Annotated in this window: 17 protein-coding genes; 3 read left to right on the forward strand and 14 right to left on the reverse strand. The window is 41.3% G+C overall.

All coding sequences use genetic code 11. The features are described from left to right. Window positions 1-3: 3 nt before the first annotated feature. The 4 genes from BMI76_RS00690 to tsaB form a co-directional block, all read right to left on the reverse strand. Window positions 4-936, reverse strand: coding sequence for a sugar phosphate isomerase/epimerase (locus BMI76_RS00690; RefSeq protein ID WP_075345714.1), 933 nt, complete (start codon window positions 934-936; stop codon window positions 4-6). A gap of 187 nt (window positions 937-1,123) precedes the next feature. Further along, complete coding sequence (tsaD, locus tag BMI76_RS00695) at window positions 1,124-2,134, reverse strand: tRNA (adenosine(37)-N6)-threonylcarbamoyltransferase complex transferase subunit TsaD (RefSeq protein WP_075345715.1); 1,011 nt, start codon at window positions 2,132-2,134, stop codon at window positions 1,124-1,126. A gap of 20 nt (window positions 2,135-2,154) precedes the next feature. Then, a complete protein-coding gene (gene rimI / locus BMI76_RS00700; RefSeq protein WP_075345716.1) occupies window positions 2,155-2,589 on the reverse strand; it encodes a ribosomal protein S18-alanine N-acetyltransferase in 435 nt (144 codons plus the stop codon). Next, a complete protein-coding gene (gene tsaB, locus BMI76_RS00705; protein WP_075345717.1) occupies window positions 2,589-3,275 on the reverse strand; it encodes a tRNA (adenosine(37)-N6)-threonylcarbamoyltransferase complex dimerization subunit type 1 TsaB in 687 nt (228 codons plus the stop codon). Before tsaB ends, rimI begins: the two co-directional genes overlap by 1 nt. 421 nt (window positions 3,276-3,696) lie before the next feature. Here tsaB and BMI76_RS00710 point away from each other — a divergent pair, with 421 nt between their 5' ends. Continuing rightward, window positions 3,697-3,927: a DNA-dependent RNA polymerase subunit epsilon gene (locus tag BMI76_RS00710; RefSeq protein WP_075345718.1), complete on the forward strand. Its 231-nt coding sequence runs from the start codon at window positions 3,697-3,699 to the stop codon at window positions 3,925-3,927. 1 nt (window position 3,928) lies between these two features. Beyond that, on the forward strand, window positions 3,929-5,611 hold the full coding sequence (gene rnjA / locus BMI76_RS00715) for a ribonuclease J1 (protein ID WP_075345719.1): 1,683 nt from the start codon (window positions 3,929-3,931) through the stop codon (window positions 5,609-5,611). Between the two features lie 113 nt (window positions 5,612-5,724). Here the strand turns inward: rnjA and BMI76_RS00720 are convergent, their stop codons facing one another. The 4 genes from BMI76_RS00720 to BMI76_RS00735 all read right to left on the reverse strand — a co-directional run bounded on the left by BMI76_RS00720 (window position 5,725) and on the right by BMI76_RS00735 (window position 10,222). After that, complete coding sequence (locus BMI76_RS00720; protein WP_075345720.1) at window positions 5,725-6,360, reverse strand: CHAP domain-containing protein; 636 nt, start codon at window positions 6,358-6,360, stop codon at window positions 5,725-5,727. 198 nt (window positions 6,361-6,558) lie between these two features. After that, the gene (gene galE, locus BMI76_RS00725) at window positions 6,559-7,560 is read right to left on the reverse strand and encodes a UDP-glucose 4-epimerase GalE (protein WP_075345721.1); all 1,002 of its coding nucleotides are present in this window, start codon (window positions 7,558-7,560) and stop codon (window positions 6,559-6,561) included. Window positions 7,561-7,569: 9 nt separating this feature from the next. After that, window positions 7,570-9,045, reverse strand: coding sequence for a UDP-glucose--hexose-1-phosphate uridylyltransferase (gene galT / locus BMI76_RS00730; RefSeq protein WP_075345722.1), 1,476 nt, complete (start codon window positions 9,043-9,045; stop codon window positions 7,570-7,572). 4 nt (window positions 9,046-9,049) lie between these two features. Continuing rightward, entirely contained in the window at window positions 9,050-10,222 is a 1,173-nt protein-coding gene (locus BMI76_RS00735) for a galactokinase (protein WP_075345723.1), read from the reverse strand. A 123-nt stretch (window positions 10,223-10,345) separates the two neighbouring features. Between BMI76_RS00735 and BMI76_RS00740 the strand changes: the two genes are divergently transcribed. Next, the gene (locus tag BMI76_RS00740) at window positions 10,346-11,344 is read left to right on the forward strand and encodes a LacI family DNA-binding transcriptional regulator (RefSeq protein ID WP_075345724.1); all 999 of its coding nucleotides are present in this window, start codon (window positions 10,346-10,348) and stop codon (window positions 11,342-11,344) included. A gap of 146 nt (window positions 11,345-11,490) precedes the next feature. Here BMI76_RS00740 and dexB read toward each other — a convergent pair whose 3' ends face one another. The 6 genes from dexB to BMI76_RS00770 form a co-directional block, all read right to left on the reverse strand. Further along, window positions 11,491-13,101: a glucan 1,6-alpha-glucosidase DexB gene (gene dexB / locus BMI76_RS00745; protein WP_075345725.1), complete on the reverse strand. Its 1,611-nt coding sequence runs from the start codon at window positions 13,099-13,101 to the stop codon at window positions 11,491-11,493. A 68-nt stretch (window positions 13,102-13,169) separates the two neighbouring features. Continuing rightward, entirely contained in the window at window positions 13,170-14,303 is a 1,134-nt protein-coding gene (locus BMI76_RS00750; RefSeq protein WP_075345726.1) for an ABC transporter ATP-binding protein, read from the reverse strand. Window positions 14,304-14,317: 14 nt separating this feature from the next. Then, complete coding sequence (gene gtfA, locus BMI76_RS00755; RefSeq protein ID WP_075345727.1) at window positions 14,318-15,763, reverse strand: sucrose phosphorylase; 1,446 nt, start codon at window positions 15,761-15,763, stop codon at window positions 14,318-14,320. 165 nt (window positions 15,764-15,928) lie between these two features. Beyond that, the gene (locus BMI76_RS00760) at window positions 15,929-16,762 is read right to left on the reverse strand and encodes a carbohydrate ABC transporter permease (RefSeq protein WP_075345728.1); all 834 of its coding nucleotides are present in this window, start codon (window positions 16,760-16,762) and stop codon (window positions 15,929-15,931) included. A gap of 14 nt (window positions 16,763-16,776) precedes the next feature. Beyond that, a complete protein-coding gene (locus tag BMI76_RS00765; RefSeq protein ID WP_075345729.1) occupies window positions 16,777-17,649 on the reverse strand; it encodes a carbohydrate ABC transporter permease in 873 nt (290 codons plus the stop codon). Between the two features lie 12 nt (window positions 17,650-17,661). Then, window positions 17,662-18,924, reverse strand: coding sequence for an extracellular solute-binding protein (locus BMI76_RS00770; RefSeq protein WP_075345730.1), 1,263 nt, complete (start codon window positions 18,922-18,924; stop codon window positions 17,662-17,664). Between the last annotated feature and the right edge of the window lie 11 nt (window positions 18,925-18,935).

The raw sequence follows: 18,935 nt of genomic DNA on the forward strand, positions 1-18,935 counted from the left end.
AGGTTAGTTTCCTTTAAAAAACTCAAGCATCAGCTGACTTGCTGCCACTGCATCATTCTTGTCAATAACAGACTGTATATATTCCAGACCCATCTTATCAATTAAACGCTCAAAATGCTCAATCATTTTTATATTTTGTTCACATTCCTTTGAAGCATCTTCGATAACCGGAAAGGTATCAAAATAAATAACCCCATCAAAGTTGTGCTTTTTCAAATAATACAAGAGTTCCAGCGTCTTAAAAGGTGTCGAAGTTCCAACCATAAGCCCGTCATCGTTAAGACCATAGCCGTCATTGAGATGAATACCGTAGAGTTTTTTTCGGTTGCCAAAAATATCGGCCGCAAAGGCTGGGTTTTCATGCTTCATCAGCATGTGGCAGTAATCCAGTGTCACACCGACATTTTCCCTATTGACATCATTCAGCATCATACCCGTCACACCCATGCTGTCAATAAAAGCGTAAGCCCGAGGCTGGAAAGGCTTGTATTCAATACTGATCTGCAAGTCAGGAGCATAATCGGCAATCGTTTGATAGGCAGCCGTCAGCTGCTGCCAGACTTTTTGATAATTGATTTGAAAACTGTAATCAAAACCATCAAAGCCCAGCCAAATAGTCACTACTTTCCCGCCTGCCTGACGGCAGTAATCAGCAGCGTCCTTGCACAGCTGCAAAGCTTCTTGGGCAACCTGAGGGTCGGCATTTCCCAGTTCGCCATTGATAAACTGCTCTCTAAAACGCAGGGCAACCCCGTTTAAAGCTAAGTTATTGTCAGCTAGGAGAGTTTTCATCTCTTTTGCTTCATAGCCTTTGACATGCTCCGGATAGTTGAGGTCAACATAGCCCAAACCCAGCTCTTTAAAGCGTTTAAAAACCTCCTTGATATCATTGTTGTTTACTGGCAGAAACGAATTGATACGTGTTGCTAATTTCATAATCTTTCCTTTCTATGTAGCTACAACTGTATTATATCTTTTTTGTTAATCGTTTTCAATCATTTTTTATCATTTTTTTTAATATTTTTTCAATTATTTTCGAACTTTGCCAATTTAAAACAAAAAAAGCGAGCACCAAACAGAATTCTTAAACAATCTGTTTGGTGCTCGCTTCTTGATTGCACTTTTATTCTAAACTGTCAAATGCCAAACTTGGCTTCGCATTTAAATCAAGTTCTGCCAAGTGCCCCTTTTCATATTCTACAGCAGCAGCATAAGCTATCATACCCGCATTGTCGCCGCAAAGCCGTAAGGGCGGAATAATGACAGGGACATCGCTTATTTCTGCCTCCAAACGCTCACGAAGTCCTTGATTTGCTGCTACACCGCCTGCTACCACCAAGGTCTTGACAGGGTATTGCTCCAAGGCCTTTTTCGTCTTTGCTAAAAGAATGTCTAAGACTGCGGCTTGAAAAGAGGCACATAAATCTTCTAAAGAAAGCTCTTCTCCCTTTTGCTGGGCATTATGGTGAAGATTAATAAAGGCCGATTTCAGTCCGGAAAAGGAAAATTCAAGATTGTCTTCCTTAATCATAGCTCGCGGGAAATTGTAAATATCCTGTCCCTTGTGAGCCAGTTCATCAATTTCTCTTCCGGCAGGGTAAGTCAGCCCCATGACACGGCCTACCTTGTCATAAGCTTCTCCCACTGCATCATCACGTGTTTCACCGATAATTTTATACTGTCCTGCTTCTGATACATAAACCAGTTCAGTATGACCGCCTGACACTAGGAGAGCTAGAAGAGGGTATTCTAAATTGGCTATGCTTTGTGCTGCCATGAGATGACCAGCCATATGATTGACTGGAATTAATGGAAGCCCATGCGCCCAGGCAAAAGCCTTGGCCGCTGCCATCCCAACCAGCAGAGCTCCAACCAGTCCCGGACCGTAGGTCACCGCAACTGCCGATAAATCACTCGCCTCAACTCCTGCTTCTTGCAAAGCGTCCTGAATACACAGCGTAATAACCTCTACATGATGACGGCTGGCAACCTCCGGCACCACGCCGCCAAAACGCTTGTGGCTTTCTACCTGACTGGCAATAATATTGCTTAAAAGCTCACTATCATTTTTTAAAACAGCCACACTGGTCTCATCGCAGGATGATTCAATGGCTAAAATATATCTATCTGTCATTCGTTTTCTTTCTTTTTACCTTAATAGAGCAAACCTTCACGTTTCATTAAAATAGCATCTTCTATGGGATTATGGTAATAGGCCTTCCTTTCAGCAACAGCCCGAAAACCGAATTTCCGATAAAGAGCCTGCGCTGCTTGATTAGAAGCTCTAACTTCCAAAAAGACAGGAAGCTGTTCGTCTTTTATAAATACACTCATAAGCTGACTGCCCAGCCCTTTCCCCTGATAGGCTTTCTTAACAGCAATGTTAGTCACTTCAAGCTCTCCCACTAAGTGCTGAATGGACAAAAAACCGACAATTTTCTTGTCATCGTAGGCAAAAAAGTAATCGGCATCCCGACGGTTCATGTCTGCCAAAATCTGTTTTTTGCTCCAAGGGGAAACAGAATAAACATCTTCTAAGATGGAAAAGAGAGTCCCAGCTAGTTTTTTATTCTTTTCATCTTTCATCATCACACCCGTTTGATATAGGCAAGACCAGATTCCTTATGAGTTTTGAGCCAGTTTTCTTCTGCCTCCACCCGTTTGAGATATTTGGGAACAAAGCTGTGCACATCAACAGGCGCCAGTTTTTGACCTGCCTGACCAATTTTAAAAGCAGACGGCAGAACTTCCTGCACCTTAGCCTCAGGAAAGGCCTGACTGATTTCTTGGCGAAAAACTGCTACTTCTCCTACAAAGGTGACCTGTTCTCTGCCCTTTAAATGTTCTAAAACCGCAGCCAAAGCAGCATGTCTGTCAGCCTCCACAGCTCTGCCATTTTCATAAAAACCAACATAGACATTACGGCGTCTGGCATCCATAATAGGAATAACCAAGCCCTTCGAGTGACTGCTGAGAGCAAGTGCCTGCAAACTGGAGACGCCCACCAAATCAATAGCAAGTGCATAAGCCAGCGTCTTAGCGGTTGCCACAGCCACGCGCAGTCCCGTGTAAGAACCGGGGCCTTCCGCAACCACAATACGGTCTAAATCGGCTGGCTTCAAATCTGCTGATTTCAGCAAAAAATCAATCGCAGGCATCAGACTGACACTGTGATTTTTTTTAATATTTAAGGTCATAGATGCCAAAAGATACTCCTCCTCTAAAAGAGCAACGGACATCGTTTTACTTGACGTATCAAATGCTAAAATTTTCATGACTTTCCTTTATTTCTTCTCATCCCAGAGTAAACGGCGTTTGAGTTTTTCTTCGTAAGAGCTGCCTTTTCTCCTAAACATGAGCCTTTTACTATTGTACACCATATTATCTCAATTGTTTATTATTTTCCTTCAAAAATATAGCATAAAAATAAGGGACTGTCATCTTTTTTAAATAAATTCCTGCCAACTTTTGAACTGCACCTCAACAGTTAGACTAAACATCTGATGGATTGAGAATTTTATCCTAATGCTTTTACTAACTTCTTAAATTATGGTATAATCTTAATAATTGCAACGAATCAAGGTTAAACCTATTACTCATAAAAATTTCATAGTTTCCTGTCAAATATAGCGAGGTCTTATATTTGACCGATTTTTTGTAGTTTGGATTAATCATGATATAACAGAAAGGAATAAAATGATTTACAAAGTTTTCTATCAAGAAACCCAAGACCGCAGTCCGCGCCGCGAACAGACAAAAGCTCTCTATCTCGATGTTGATGCTAACGATGAACTTGAAGGACGCATCAAAGCCCGCCAAATAGTTGAAGAAAAAACAGCTTACAATATTGAATTTATCGAACTTCTCTCAGACAGACACCTGGAATACGAAAAAGAAACAGGTGCCTTTGAACTAACGGAGTTCTAAAATGGCAAATATTAATTTAAAAGCCGAAGAAGTCGGTGTTTATGCTATTGGCGGACTGGGAGAAATCGGTAAAAATACTTATGGCATTGAATACCAAGATGAGATTATCATTGTTGATGCCGGGATTAAATTTCCTGAAGATGATCTCCTTGGCATTGACTATGTCATCCCAGATTATTCTTATATTGTGGACAATATTGACCGCATCAAGGCGCTCGTCATTACACACGGTCACGAAGACCATATCGGCGGCATTCCTTTTCTTTTGAAGCAGGTCAATATTCCTATTTATGCAGGTCCTTTGGCCTTGGCTCTTATTCGCGGTAAATTGGAAGAGCACGGTCTTTTGCGCGATGCAAAATTATACGAAATTAACCATAATACTGAGCTGACCTTTAAAAACCTCAGCGTCACTTTCTTTAGAACCACTCACTCTATACCAGAGCCCTTGGGAGTTGTTATTCACACGCCTCAAGGAAAAATTGTCTGTACCGGAGACTTCAAATTTGACTTCACGCCGGTTGGTGAACCGGCCGATCTTCACCGCATGGCTGCTCTTGGCGAAGATGGCGTACTCTGTCTTTTGTCAGACTCGACCAATGCCGAAATTCCGACCTTTACCAATTCCGAAAAAGTTGTCGGACAGTCTATTATGAATATTATTGAAGGCATTCACGGGCGGATTATTTTTGCCTCCTTTGCCTCCAATATTTTCCGTCTGCAGCAAGCTGCCGAAGCAGCTGTAAAAACAGGACGCAAAATCGCTGTTTTTGGCCGCTCCATGGAAAAAGCCATTGCCAACGGTATTGAACTGGGTTACATAAAGGTGCCTAAAGGAACCTTTATCGAGCCTAACGAAATCAAAGAATACCATGCCGGTGACATTATGATTATGTGTACAGGAAGCCAGGGAGAATCTATGGCAGCCTTGTCTAGGATTGCTAACGGCACACACAGGCAAGTTCAGCTGCAGCCCGGTGACACTGTCATTTTCTCATCCAGTCCCATTCCCGGTAACACAACCAGCGTCAATAAGCTGATTAATACCATTCAGGAAGCCGGCGTTGAGGTCATTCACGGCAAGGTCAACAATATCCATACATCCGGACACGGCGGCCAGCAGGAACAAAAACTGATGCTGCGCCTAATCAAGCCAAAATTCTTCATGCCTGTTCACGGTGAATACCGTATGCAAAAAGTCCATGCTGGACTGGCTATTGATACGGGGGTTCCTAAGGATAACATCTTCATCATGGAAAATGGTGATGTTCTGGCCTTAACTAAAAACTCTGCCAGAAGAGCCGGGCATTTCAATGCTCAGGACATTTACGTTGACGGAAACGGTATCGGTGATATCGGTGCAGCTGTCCTGCGCGATCGCCGCGATCTTTCTGAGGACGGTGTTGTTTTGGCCGTAGCCACTGTTGATTTCAAAACTAAAATGATTCTGGCCGGTCCGGATATTCTCAGCCGCGGCTTTATCTATATGCGGGAATCCGGCGACCTCATTCGCAGCAGCCAGCGAATTCTTTTCAATGCTATTCGCATCGCTCTGAAAAATAAAGAAGCCAGCATTCAGTCAGTCAACGGAGCTATTGTCAATGCACTCAGACCATATCTCTATGAAAAGACCGAGCGCGAACCTATTATCATTCCTATGATTTTAACTCCTGACAAACACTAAAATTTAAAACGAGACCTACCGGCCTCGTTTTTTTACTTTTATAACAATAAAAGATCCAAGCCCTTCTTAGCCGCACAGCAGCTTCGAATTGCCTTGGATCTTTTTAATAATGATTAATTCGCATAAATATAGCTGACAGTGCCAGGTGTACCACTGTTATTTGGATCGAACCAGCCGCGGTAGTTATCAAGCCACTGCTGATCTTTATAATTTGATTCCAGAACTTGAATTCTGCCATCTTCACCAACAGCTGTTACATAAGCAACATGCCCGTAACCGCCATCTGTCCAGCATATAATTGAGCCAACTGCCGGAGTATTGCCGACACTGTAACCCTGTGCTGCTGCGCTGGCAGCCCAGTCACCGCCATTGCCCCACCAATCGCCGGCCCAAGATGCGACTTCTTTTACTCCCCAGGTACATTGGCCAACGGGATAGGTATTGCCATCTTCTGCCGGTGCTGCTTCTGCGGGAGCTGCAGCTGGTGCCTGTGTCTGGCTAGTATCTGCAGGTGCTGCAGGACTGTTGACCGTTAAGGTCTGTCCCGGCAAAATGAGACTGGTAATTTCTTTTCCGTTAAGTGCTGCCAATTCATAGGCATCCATATTGTACTTTTGGGCAACACTGAAAAAAGAATCGCCCTCTTGAAGGGTATACGTGTCTGCACTCGTTATTTCATTTCCTAAAACAACTGTTGCTGCCGTAGCTGCAACAGTAAAGGCTGCTTTTTTAAAAAAATGATTTTTCATAACTATTCCTATCTTCTCCTTTTAGTAGTAATAACATCATATCGAATAATTATTTCAAACTTTTTAAGAAAAAGAACTTTTTCCATTACTAATTGATAACAAGGAAAGACTGGGACACAAATATGCCCAGCCCTATTAAATATAAAAAATTCTCTGTGCTCGTTCAATTGCAAAGATGACTAGCAAAAAATGGCCAATTTATTTTCTGTCATCATACCCTTTTGGATGGCTAGAATGCCATGCCCATGCCGAAGCAATAATTTTTTCAATGTCGTCAAATTGTGGTTCCCAACCAAGGATCTCACGCGCTTTGTCAGATGACGCAATCAAAGTATCTGGGTCTCCAGGGCGACGGTCAGCAAGTTCTGCTGGAATTTCTTTGCCAGTCACTTTACGAGCGGCTTCGAGAATTTGAAGATTTGAAAATCCTGTTGAAGAACCCAGATTAAATGCCGTCGACGGATTACCTTTACGCAAGTATTTTACCGCAAGCAAATGCGCATCTGCTAGGTCAAACGGGTGCACATAATCACGGATATTAGTGCCATCCGGCGTGTTGTAATCATTACCAAAAATCATGATTTTTTCACGCACACCTTGTGCTACTTGTAAAATAATTGGTAACAAATGTGTTTCTGGTCCATGGTCTTCACCGATTGAGCCATCTGGCTTAGCACCAGCTACGTTGAAATAGCGAAGCGGTACAAATTTAATACCATAAGCTTGGTCAGACCATTTCATGATGGTTTCCATCATAAGTTTACTTTCACCATAGGGATTGATTGGACGTTGCGGCGTTGTTTCTTTGATTGGAATTTCATCTGGAATGCCATAAGTTGCTGCTGTTGATGAGAAAACAATGTACTTCACACCAAATTCATTCATCACTTTAAGCAATTTAACCATACCAGCTGTATTGTTATCAAAGTATTTTAAGGGGTTTTCCATTGATTCGGCAACCAATGAGTAAGCCGCAAAGTGAATGACCGCATCTATATCTGGATTTGCTGCAAAGACTTTACGCATAAAATCTGGGTCAGTCAGGTCGCCTTGATAGAATGTCGCATCAGGGTGAACCGCAGCACGGTGTCCTGTCACCAAACTATCAACCACAACAACCTTTTCTTCACCTTTTTCAACCAAACGGTCAACCATGTGAGAACCGATGTAACCAGCCCCACCAAGCACTAAAATTGACATTTATTTCTCCTATTCTAATCCCACGCTGTCCACAAAACGCATAAAGGCAGCTTGACCTTCTTTATCTCGTTTGTAAACACCTGCGTCTTCTAAAACACGGACAAAGGTTTGCCCGACAGCCTGTCTGACGATTTCTGAAACAGTTTCTTTATTGACTTCTGGATGGCTAGCCTTGATGGCATCCGCCCAATCCTTGTGATAGTTCGCTATCTTATTATACTGGTTCAGGAGGTATTTTCCAACTTCTATCAGTTCATCTTTTAACCTTGGCGGCAAAATAGCCAAGCCCATAACCTCAATCAGACCGATATTTTCTTTCTTGATATGCTGCACATCAGCGTGCGGATGGTAAACACCATCAGGAAATTCAGCTGTCGTGTGATTGTCACGAAGGACGATATCCAGTTCAAAAACTCCGTCACGTTTACGAGCAATTGGTGTCACAGTGTGATGCGGTGTGTCTCCTGTATAAGCGACAACGTCAACACTGGCATCGGAATAATCACGCCAAGCCAAACGAATTTTTTCAGCCAATTCAACTAAACGATATTTGTCTTCACTGCGCAGTCTGATAACTGACATTGGCCAATTAACAATACCAGCTGTCACATCAGAAAAACCTTTGAACTGAAACTCACGGTCTAGCTCTGCTATTTCCATAGGAAAAACCTGACGACCACCTTGATAATGATTGTGTGTCAAAATTGACCCGCCAACAATCGGCAAATCAGAGTTCGACCCTGCAAAATACCCTGGGAACATGTCCACAATGTCTACTAACTGCGCAAAAGTATCCTTGTTAATAACCATTGGCACATGCTGAATGTCGAGGAAAATGCAGTGCTCATTGAAATAAGCATAAGGCGAATACTGGAAGCCCCATTTCCTATCACCCAAATTCATACGGATAATGCGGTGGTTGGCGCGAGCAGGGTGGTTAATTCTGCCTTGGTAACCTTCATTTTCCATGCAAAGTTGGCATTTTGGGTATGAAGAAGTTTTGACAAGTTTAGCTTGTGCGATGGCTTTGGGATCTTTTTCAGGTTTTGATAAATTGATTGTGATTTGAATATCGCCATATTGTGATGAAGTTGTAAAGGCAATATTTTTTGCAATTGCGGCAACTTTTATATAATCGTTGCGTTTGCTGAGGGCGTAAAAATCTGCGATAGCTTGCCGGGGTGATTTTGCATAAGTATCCCAGAATTTACGGTTCACCTGACTTGGGACAGGCGTGATAAAATTCATTAGCTCAGCACCCAAACAATCCTTTTCAGCCGCCAATTCACCAACCTTGCCATTTTGCACGGCTAAGTCAACCAGTTCATCTTTGAGAGCAATAAGATCTGTTCGCTTCGTTTCATGCTGGCTCCCTTCCTCGCCAACAAGGGCAAGGATACGATTACGCAAGTAAAAAATATCATCTTCTGTGTAGTCGCTAACTGCAATGACTTTAGCGACAAAAGTATCTACTAATGCTGCCATAATCTTACTTCCTTGAGAGAACACGTGAACCACCTGCAATTTCAGCAATGTAGAAAGCTGGCGCATAGCCAATTGTTTCTGTGTAAACATTGCCAACATTTTGAGTGAATTCATCAACTTTGTCTTTAGCGACAATGGCAATACCGCAACCACCAAAGCCCGCTCCTGTCATACGAGCTCCAAGGACACCTTCTTGCTGCCAAGCGGTGTGAGCAAGGGTATCAAGCTCGATACCGGTCACTTCATAATCATGCTCAAGTGATACATGCGAGGCATTGACCAAACGACCAAATTTTTCAAGTTCACCCGCAATCAAAGCTTCTTTGGCTTGAAGAGTACGTTGATTTTCCCAAACAGCGTGGCGAGCACGTTTGAGACGATTGTCATCTTTAATGAGGTAACTGTATTCATCAAAAGCTTGCAAATCAAGCTCACCAAGTGTCTTGATAGCAAGCTCTTGATTCAATTCTTCAACTGCTTTTTCACATTCGGCACGACGTTCATTGTATTTTGAATCTGCCAATTCACGACGTTTATTGGTATTCATGATAACAATAACATTGTCACCTAAATCAAGTGGGACAAGGTTGTATTCTAATGTGTTGGTATCAAGGTAAATAGCTTGCTTGTCTGCTCCCATACCAATGGCAAATTGGTCCATGATTCCTGAATTGACGCCGATAAATTCATTTTCCGTTTGTTTACCAATTTTTACCAAATCAAGACGGTTTAATTTGAGGGCAAATAATTCTTCAGCAACAATTCCGACTAAGAGCTCTAGCGAAGCTGATGATGACAAACCAGAACCATTTGGAATATTACCATTGACATAAAGGTCAAAACCAGTATCAATCGTATATCCAGCTTCTTGCAAGAATTTGATGACACCTTTTGGATAATTCGTCCAGCTGTCTTTTTTATCAAAGACAAGATGACTAAGATCAACCTCAATAATGCCTAAATCATCAAAGTTTGCTGAATAAAAACGAAGTTTCTTATCATCACGTTTGCGAGCAGCACCATGCGTTCCAAGTGTGATAGCCGCTGGGAACACATGACCTCCATTGTAGTCCGTATGTTCACCAATCAAATTGATGCGTCCTGGTGAGAAGAAGGTTGCATCTGCTTCAGCGCCAAACACTGCTGTGAAGGCTTCTTTTAATTCTGTAACTTTCATGAGGGTCTCCTTTGTGATTACTTTGCTTTCATTTTACAGCCTCAGCAAAGACTAGTCAATATTTTTACTAAAATTTTACTAAACATCTCTTCTGTGTTATACTTTAAAAAAGAGGTAATTTTTATGGCAACACTGAAAGATATCGCAAAGCTGGCAAATGTGTCCCAAGCAACTGTTTCCAGAGTTTTAAACAAGGATAAAACGCTGTCTGTCAGCCAGGAAACCAGACATCGCATTTTAACCATTGCTAACGAGCTTGCTTATCAAAAGCATTTAAAAACCACTAACTCCCCTCAAACGAGACAAAAGATTGCTATTGTGCAATGGTATAGTCAAGAAGAAGAGCTTAACGACCTCTACTACTATGCTATCCGTTTAGGGATTGAAAAACGAGCTCAGGAAATGGGTTACGATATTGTCCGTTCCTTCAACAACGAAAGCTTAGATTTACCTAAAGATATCGTCGGTTTGATTGCTATTGGCAAGTTCAGCACCCATCAAATCACAGAGCTGGAAAACTTATCTGACAAACTGGTTTTTGTTGACAGCGATACGCTCAATGCCGGACATCCTTGTGTAACAACTGATTTTGATAATGCGGTTATCAAAGTGCTTGATTACTTTATGGACCAAGGCTTTACGAAAATCGGGATGATTGCCGGTGAAGAACACACAACTGATGGAAAAGAAATTCTCGTTGATCAGCGTTTTCGTACCTATAAAAATTATGCTTCTGAACATGGTCTTTATGAGCCTAATCATATCTATATTGGTCCTTTCTCTACAACATCAGGCTATAAGCTGATGAAAAGAGCCATCGCAGAGTTAGGAGAGGATCTGCCACAAGCTTTCTTTGTTGCTAATGATTCCCTTGCTATCGGCGCTCTACGCGCTCTTCAAGAAGCTAACATCAGAGTCCCAGACCGTGTCAGTCTGATTTCATTTAATGATACTCCGCTGACACAGCAAGTTTTTCCGACGCTGTCAAGCGTTACTGTTTTTACTGAAGAAATGGGACGTACTGCTGTCGATGTCCTTAACAGACAGCTCCTTAACCTTGATGTCATTCCAAGCATGACCAGATTAGCAACCCAACTGACACTAAGAGACAGCAGCTTATAACATGGGGCGCCAAGACTTTAATTTAAACTTTTATAAAACAAGAACAGCTGTAATTGAGTATAAGAAAAAATTGATGTGATATTATATCATGTAAAACTAAAAAGGAAACGACTGATGGTTTAATCGTTTCCTTTTTTAATTTTAAGTTACCGAACTTTGATACAAAAGGCATCCCAAGGCTGCAGTTTGTGATGAACAAGAGCTGCGCTTTCATTTGTATTGCTAATAAGTGTTTCTTGATAGGTGGCAGATGTCTCGAAAATTTGTTCTTGATCGGAAAAATTGACAACAATAAGGTAAGTTTCTTCGGCGGTCTGCCGTAAATAGGCAAAGACCTTGTCTGCTGTATCAAGTAATTCAAAATCAGCATCAACTAACCAATCCTTCTCCTTGCGAAGCTGCACTAGTTTTTGATAAGTATAAAAAATTGAATTTGGATTTTCTAAAGCTGTTTCGACATTAATTTTTTTATAATTTGGGTTAACTGCTAACCACGTTTCATTTGCTTTGGAAAAGCCAGCATTTTGTGAAGCATCCCACTGCATAGGTGTTCTGGCATTATCACGGCCAATCATGCGGATACTGTCCATAACTTCTGCTTCACTTCTGCCTTTTTGAAGAGCTTCTTTAGCATAATTAAGGGACTCAATATCATCTACTTCCGTCAAATCTTTGAAGGGATAGTTGGTCATACCAATTTCTTCGCCTTGGTAAATATAAGGCGTACCACGCATGAGATGGAGGAGAATAGCCAGTGCCTTAGCAGATTTCTCACGATATTTTCCTGTATCGCCCCAAATAGAAAGCACTCGAGGCAGGTCATGATTATTCCAAAAAAGTGAATTCCAGCCTTGTCCTAATTCTAACTCCGTCTGCCACTTGCTAAAAACAGCTTTAAGAGCTGGAACATTCAATTCTTTTTCATAGTCCCATTTAGGAGCATTAGGTTTATGCTGAAGACCGATATGTTCAAATTGAAAGACCATAGAGAGTTCATGATGATCCGGATTTGAGTATTGTTTAGCAATTTCAGGTGTCGCTCCCCAAGTTTCCCCAACTGTCAACAGATCATGCTGACCAAAACTGGCAGCATTCATTTCCTTAAGATAATCATGCAATTTCGGACCATTATTGACAATATGTTGATCAGGAATTTTTCCAATCATATCAATAACATCCATGCGAAAACCGCCAATTCCTTTATCAATCCAAAAATTCATCATATCATAAATCTTCTGGCGCAAGGCTTTGTTTTCCCAGTTGAGATCTGGCTGCTTTTTACTAAAGAAGTGCAAATAATATTGACCGGACTTATCATCATACTGCCAAGCAGAACCACTGAAAACAGATTCTAAATCGTTTGGCTGATCCCGCCAAATGTAGAAATCACGTTCTGAGCTATTAGGATTGTCACGCGCTTCTATAAACCAAGCATGTTCATCTGAGGTGTGATTAACTACCAAATCCATGATAATTTTAATGCCGCGCTTTTTGGCTTGCGCCAGCAATTCATCCATATCTGCCATACTGCCAAAAATATCAGCAATAGCTTCATAGTCTGCAATATCATAGCCATTGTCATCCATCGGACTGTCATAAACCGGAGAAAGCCAAATAGCTGTAATTCCTAATTTTTGCAAATAATCAAGCTTACTCGTGATTCCTTTAAGGTCACCAACTCCATCACCATTTGCATCCATAAAAGATTTAGGATAAATTTGATAAATAGTTGCTTTGTGCCACCAATATTTTTTCATCTTATCACTACCTTTATTTATTATTAATACAAATTGATTTTCTGCTCAATAATCAGAAAATTCTATTTTCACCGAATGGCCTGCTTGGTTTCTGCATCAAAGAAATGCCCCTTAGCCACATTAAAGGTCAGCTGAATCTTTTCACCTGGTTCATGGAAATCTCTGGCATCCACCCGTGCCGCAAATTCTGTCTGACCCAATTTGAGGTAAAGCATGGTTTCAGAACCCAATAATTCAGAAACCACTACCTCTGCAGCAAGGCTAGCATCTGGATAGGTTTCCTGAACCAAGAGGCTGCTGGAGATATCCTCCGGACGAATGCCAAAAATAACCTGCTTATTCTTATAACCTTTGGCTTCAAGCAGCTTGAGCTGACCCTCTGTCACCGCTATATGAAGCCCCTCACTATTAACCAGATAGCCATTCTCAATCGTCACCTCAAAGAAGTTCATAGCCGGACTGCCAATGAAGCCTGCCACAAATTTATTGGCCGGCTGATTATACAATTCCTGCGGCGTTCCTACCTGCTCTACGCGGCCAATGGTACCTGAGCCGTCTTCATTTTTGGTGGAAGACATGATGACAATACGGTCAGCCAAGGTCATGGCCTCAGTCTGATCATGAGTCACATAGATGGTTGTGGCACCAATACGACGGTGAATCTTAGCAATCTCTGCCCGCATAGATACCCGCAGCTTAGCATCGAGGTTTGAGAGCGGCTCATCCATCAGAAAAACCTTGGCATCCCGCACAATAGCCCGTCCCATGGCCACCCGCTGGCGCTGACCGCCTGAGAGGTCTGCCGGTTTGCGCTCAAGAAACTCGCTCAAGCCGAGAATCTCCGCAGCTTCCTTCACCCGCTGATCAATAGCGTCTTTAGAATATTTGCGGAGTTTGAGCCCAAAGGCCATGTTGTCATAAACGCTCATGTGCGGATAAAGGGCGTAGTTTTGAAAAACCATGGCAATGTCACGGTCCTTGGGAGCCTTGTCATTGACGACTTCACCATCAATCGTTAACTCCCCCTTAGTGATGTCTTCCAAACCAGCAACCATGCGAAGAGTTGTTGATTTTCCGCAGCCTGACGGGCCGACAAAGACGATGAATTCCTTGTCCTTAATGTCCAAGTCAAAATCTTCAACAGAATAATGACTGCTGTTAGGATATTTTTTGTAAATGTGATTTAAATTTAATTCAACCATAGTCTCTCTCCTAATTATTCAAAGGTTACTGTTTGATGATTTTCGGTTACACTGTAAGTGAGGTCTTTGAGATTAATCTCTGCTTGCGCCAGATGACTGCCAGCTTTATTGTGACGTTTAATGATAATGGTTGTCTCATTTGGCGTCTCCACTTCAATACTGCCTTCTAAATCAAAGGCTTTTGACTGATTGCGATAGGTAAACAGCTTGAGCAGGGCTTTAACAACGGGACGTTCAACCTCCTGAGCGATTTCCTCACTCGTATAATAATGGCGGTTGATATTACGCCCTTCCTTGGTCTGTTCAAGCAGTTCTAAATCATTCCTGCCAGCTAAGAAACCAACATAGTAGACCTGCGGAATCCCCGGCGCAAAGGCCTGTATCAGACGGGCGATAAAATACTTTCTGTCGTCATCGCCGAGCGCTGAATAGTAAGTCGAATTGATTTGATAGATATCCAAATTATTGTATTCAGCTGTTGAATATTTGCGATTGACATTGGCACCAACTTTATAGAGCTGGTCTGAAGTATAGGTAATTTCCTCGTCCGTTAAAATATCCTTGACGTCCACCACGCCAATACCGTCATGGGTATCAAGAGTCGTAAACTGTTTCATGGGACTCATTTTAAGCCACTTGGCCAGACGGTCAGCCTTGCCTGAATACAGGCTATAGAGTGTCACCATGGGAAGGGCAAAATCATAGACATAATAGTCATGATCGGCAATCTTAAACTGGATGGTATAATGTTCATGAATTTCCGGCAAGATGTCTACCCCAGATTGAGTTGCAATATCACGCACTTTAGCTAACAGCTCCCAAATCTCTGGCTCCACAAAGAAATCGTTGGTATCCAATTTTTTAACCGCATAGGCAAAGGCGTCCAAGCGAATGAGATCGCAGCCATTGGCGGCTAGGTATTCGATGGTCTTTTTAATAAAGTCCATCGTCACTTCTTTGGTTACATCAAGGTCAATTTGTTCTTCGCCAAAGGTGTTCCAGAGATGTTCAACAGAGCCATCCGCAAATTGAATCTCTTGTTTGGGCGCACGGTCTTTACGCTTGTAAATCAAATCCACATCGGCCTGGGTCGGACGCTTGTCAGGCCAAAACTTATCCCAGTTGAGAAATAAGTCTTTATAGGCGCTGGCTTCATGTTTTTCCTGATAATCCTTGTAGTACTTCGACTGACGGGAAATGTGATTGATCATAAAGTCAAACATGAGGTAATACTTTTCACCCAGCTTTTTCACGTCATGCCAGTCGCCGAAGGCAGGATCAACCTCATCATAATCAACCGGTGCAAAACCGCGGTCGCCGGTTGAAGGAAAGAAGGGCAGCAGATGCACACCGCCGACAGCAGCACCGAAATAGCGCTCCAGATTGTCTTTTAATTCTTTTAGGTTCTTACCCAGGCTATCTGAGTAAGTGATTAACATTGTTTTATTCTGAATTCCCATAATAATTCCTTTGTTTTATTTTCGATGATTTATGGCCTTGTAAATGCCAAGACACAGTTGGAGACGACCTCTAAACTTGGCAAAAATGATAATTCTTCCTAGAACGTCCGTGTTTTTCGTCTAAATCCCTATTTTCACTGTGCCCGCTATACGCCCTCTGTATCCTTATTTCACCGCTCCATTACTCATACCAGCAATGATATGTTTTTGGAAAATGAGGTAGACAATCGTAATGGTAATGATTCCCACGATATAAGAGGCAAAACTTGGGCCATAGTCATTAAAGTATTGTCCGCTGTAATTGTATTGGAAAAGTGGCAGCGTCCACATGCTTGAATCCTTGTTAAGAATTAACAAGGGCAGCATAAAGTCATTCCAGAACCAAAGTGCATTAATAATCAAGGTTGTTGCATGCATTGGTTTTAACATAGGAAAAATAATTTTACGATAAGTTGTAAATTTATCCGCACCATCAATTTCGGCAGCTTCATCTAAACTGTCAGGCACACTTAATTTAATATAGCCAACATAAAGAAAGAGGGTCTGCGGAATAGCATAAGTCAGGTAAAGGATAATCAGCCCCCACATATTAGCTAGTCCCAATTTGCTCATCATAACCGTAATAGGAATCATAATAACTTGGAAAGGAACAAAAATTCCCAAAATCAAAAGACTGTACATGATATTGAAGGCGCGTCTTCTAGACATGTTACGAGCAATGGAATAAGCTGCTGCAGGAATAAAGAGCACAACCACTAGAACTGATAAGATGGTGATAACTGTTGAATTCCAAAAATATCCTCCAACACCATCAGCCAACAAGCGCTTATAATTATCCAAAGTGATGGGATTTGGAAAAGCAAAGAAATGATTCATAATATCCTTAGTTTTCTTAAAAGAACTAAAGACAGTGACCAAAAGGGGAATCAGAATTAAAATACCGCCAGCAGCCAAGAGAACATATTTCCAAAAATAATTCAATTTTTCGTCTTTTTTCATAACTCTAGTCTCCTTTAAACTTCAAATTTCTTAGAGAGTTTAATCTGCAGTACAGAAACAATTCCAATGATAATAAATAGAATCAAAGCGATGGCATTAGCATAGCCATACTGATTGCTCTTAAAGGCATAGTTGTAGACCAAAAGACCTAGTGATGTTGTTGAATTATTTGGACCACCACCCGTTAAAGCAAAGATTTGGTCAAAGGCTGTTAAACCTGCTTTCAAAGCCATGATGAAAACCATGGAAATACTTGGAAGTAAGTAAGGCAATTCGATTGACCAAAAAGTCTGTCTGCTGTCAGCACCATCAATTGCTGCTGCTTCGACAATTTCCGATGGAATACTTTGAAGACCTGAGAGAAAAAGAATGATAGGCATAGCGACACCTTGCCATAAAAGAACGAAAATTGAAGCAATGACAGCCCCGTTCGCTGTTCCCAACATACTTGTTTCTAAAAATTTAAGTCCTAAAGCACTGCCGATTGCTGGGAGGCCATAATTAAAAACTTGCTTAAAAATCAAAGATACAGTTAAGCCAGATAAAACAGCTGGGAAGAAGAACCAGGCTCTAAAAAAAGTTTTTCCTTTTATTTTAGCATTGAGAGCACGCGCGATAAGGATGCCAAGGACAATTTCACCAACAATTAGGGCCAGAGTCAAAATTAAAGTAAAGCCAATAGCCTTCATAAATTTTCCATCAGTCATCAAAATTTTATAATTATTGATGCCAACAAAATCAAAATTATAGGTCAAGCCAGTCCAATTTGTAAAACTGTAAAAAGCTCCTTGAAACATAGGGAAATAAAAGAATACAGCTTGTAAGATAAGGGGAACAATTAAAAATGTCCAACCCCAGTATTTGTTTAAAAATTTTCTGATAGTCATTCCTTATCCCTCCTAATCAACATCTGCTTTCATTGGATTAAAGAAAGCGTTAAGATCATTGGCCAACCCCTTACCATTCTTGGTCATTAGATAGTTTGTCGTCGTCGTGAAGAAATCATCTTCGCTATTCCAATGCTGACCTAACCATACATAATGCTTATCGGTAAAGGCTAATTTATTCAGGGGCTGCAAAGGTGAATTCTTATCTTCCTTAACACCCTTAACTGCTACTGGTGAACCATCAACATCATAATATTTTTGCATAGCTTTAGCAGTTGTCATATATTTAATAAATTGTTCAGCCTCTTTAGGGTGCTTTGTTTTAGCCGAAATAGATAGGGCTAAATCTCCAGCTCCGACAGTTATCCCATCTCCAGATTTTTTACTCGGAAAAGCAAAAGTGCCAATTTCAAATTTTGGATCTTGCTGTTTAATGGCTGGCAACGCCCAGGAACCATTTGGTGTCATGAGAGCTTTTTCATTAGCAAAGGCCACAAGGGCATCATTATAGGAAGCACCTTTCCAATTTTTTTGCTGGTTGCCCTCATCGGCTAAAAGATTAAGACGTGTCATGTCTTCTTTAAGAACTTTATCACTAGTCTTAATCGAATTTGGCTGTGAAAAACGAAGATACTTATTAGCGGCATCCGCACTGCCAGTAATTGAAATTAAGGATAACTGATGGTAACCGTTCAAGGTCCATCCTTCTGTTCCTGCTAGGGCAAATGGTATTTCCTTCTTCGCCTTGATCTGTTCTACCAATTTAACGAACTCATCCCAAGTTTCAGGAGCCTTTAAGCCCAATGCTTTAAATTTGGATTTATTATAATAAATCCCTGAAACATTAGCTGTCAAAGGAACGCTATAAACTTTTTTGTTAATCTTATATTCATTGGCATAGTGATTTTTTAAATTATTAAGATATGCTTTACCAGTCATATCATAAAAATAACCTGCTTTTGCCCATTCTTGAAAGTCCATATTTTGAGGATAAATATTAATGACATCGGGCACATCTCCTGCCAAGACACGTGTCTTCAAGACTGTACCGGCATCTGGAACACTGGTCATTTTAACATGAATTTTAGGATTTTCTTTTTCAAAATCTTTAATGATTTCTTTTAAAGCAGCATCCATTTCCTTTTTCTGGTTAAAATATTCAATCGTAACTTTACCAGCCTTTGTTTGCGATGTCCTGCCTTTACCACATGCAGCCAGTGTGACACTTGCCAAACCAACAGCACCTAATAAAACAATCTTTTTATACCATTTCATAAGTGTCTCCT

It is taken from the genome of Streptococcus sp. 'caviae', from assembly GCF_001937065.1.
Taxonomy (GTDB): domain Bacteria; phylum Bacillota; class Bacilli; order Lactobacillales; family Streptococcaceae; genus Streptococcus.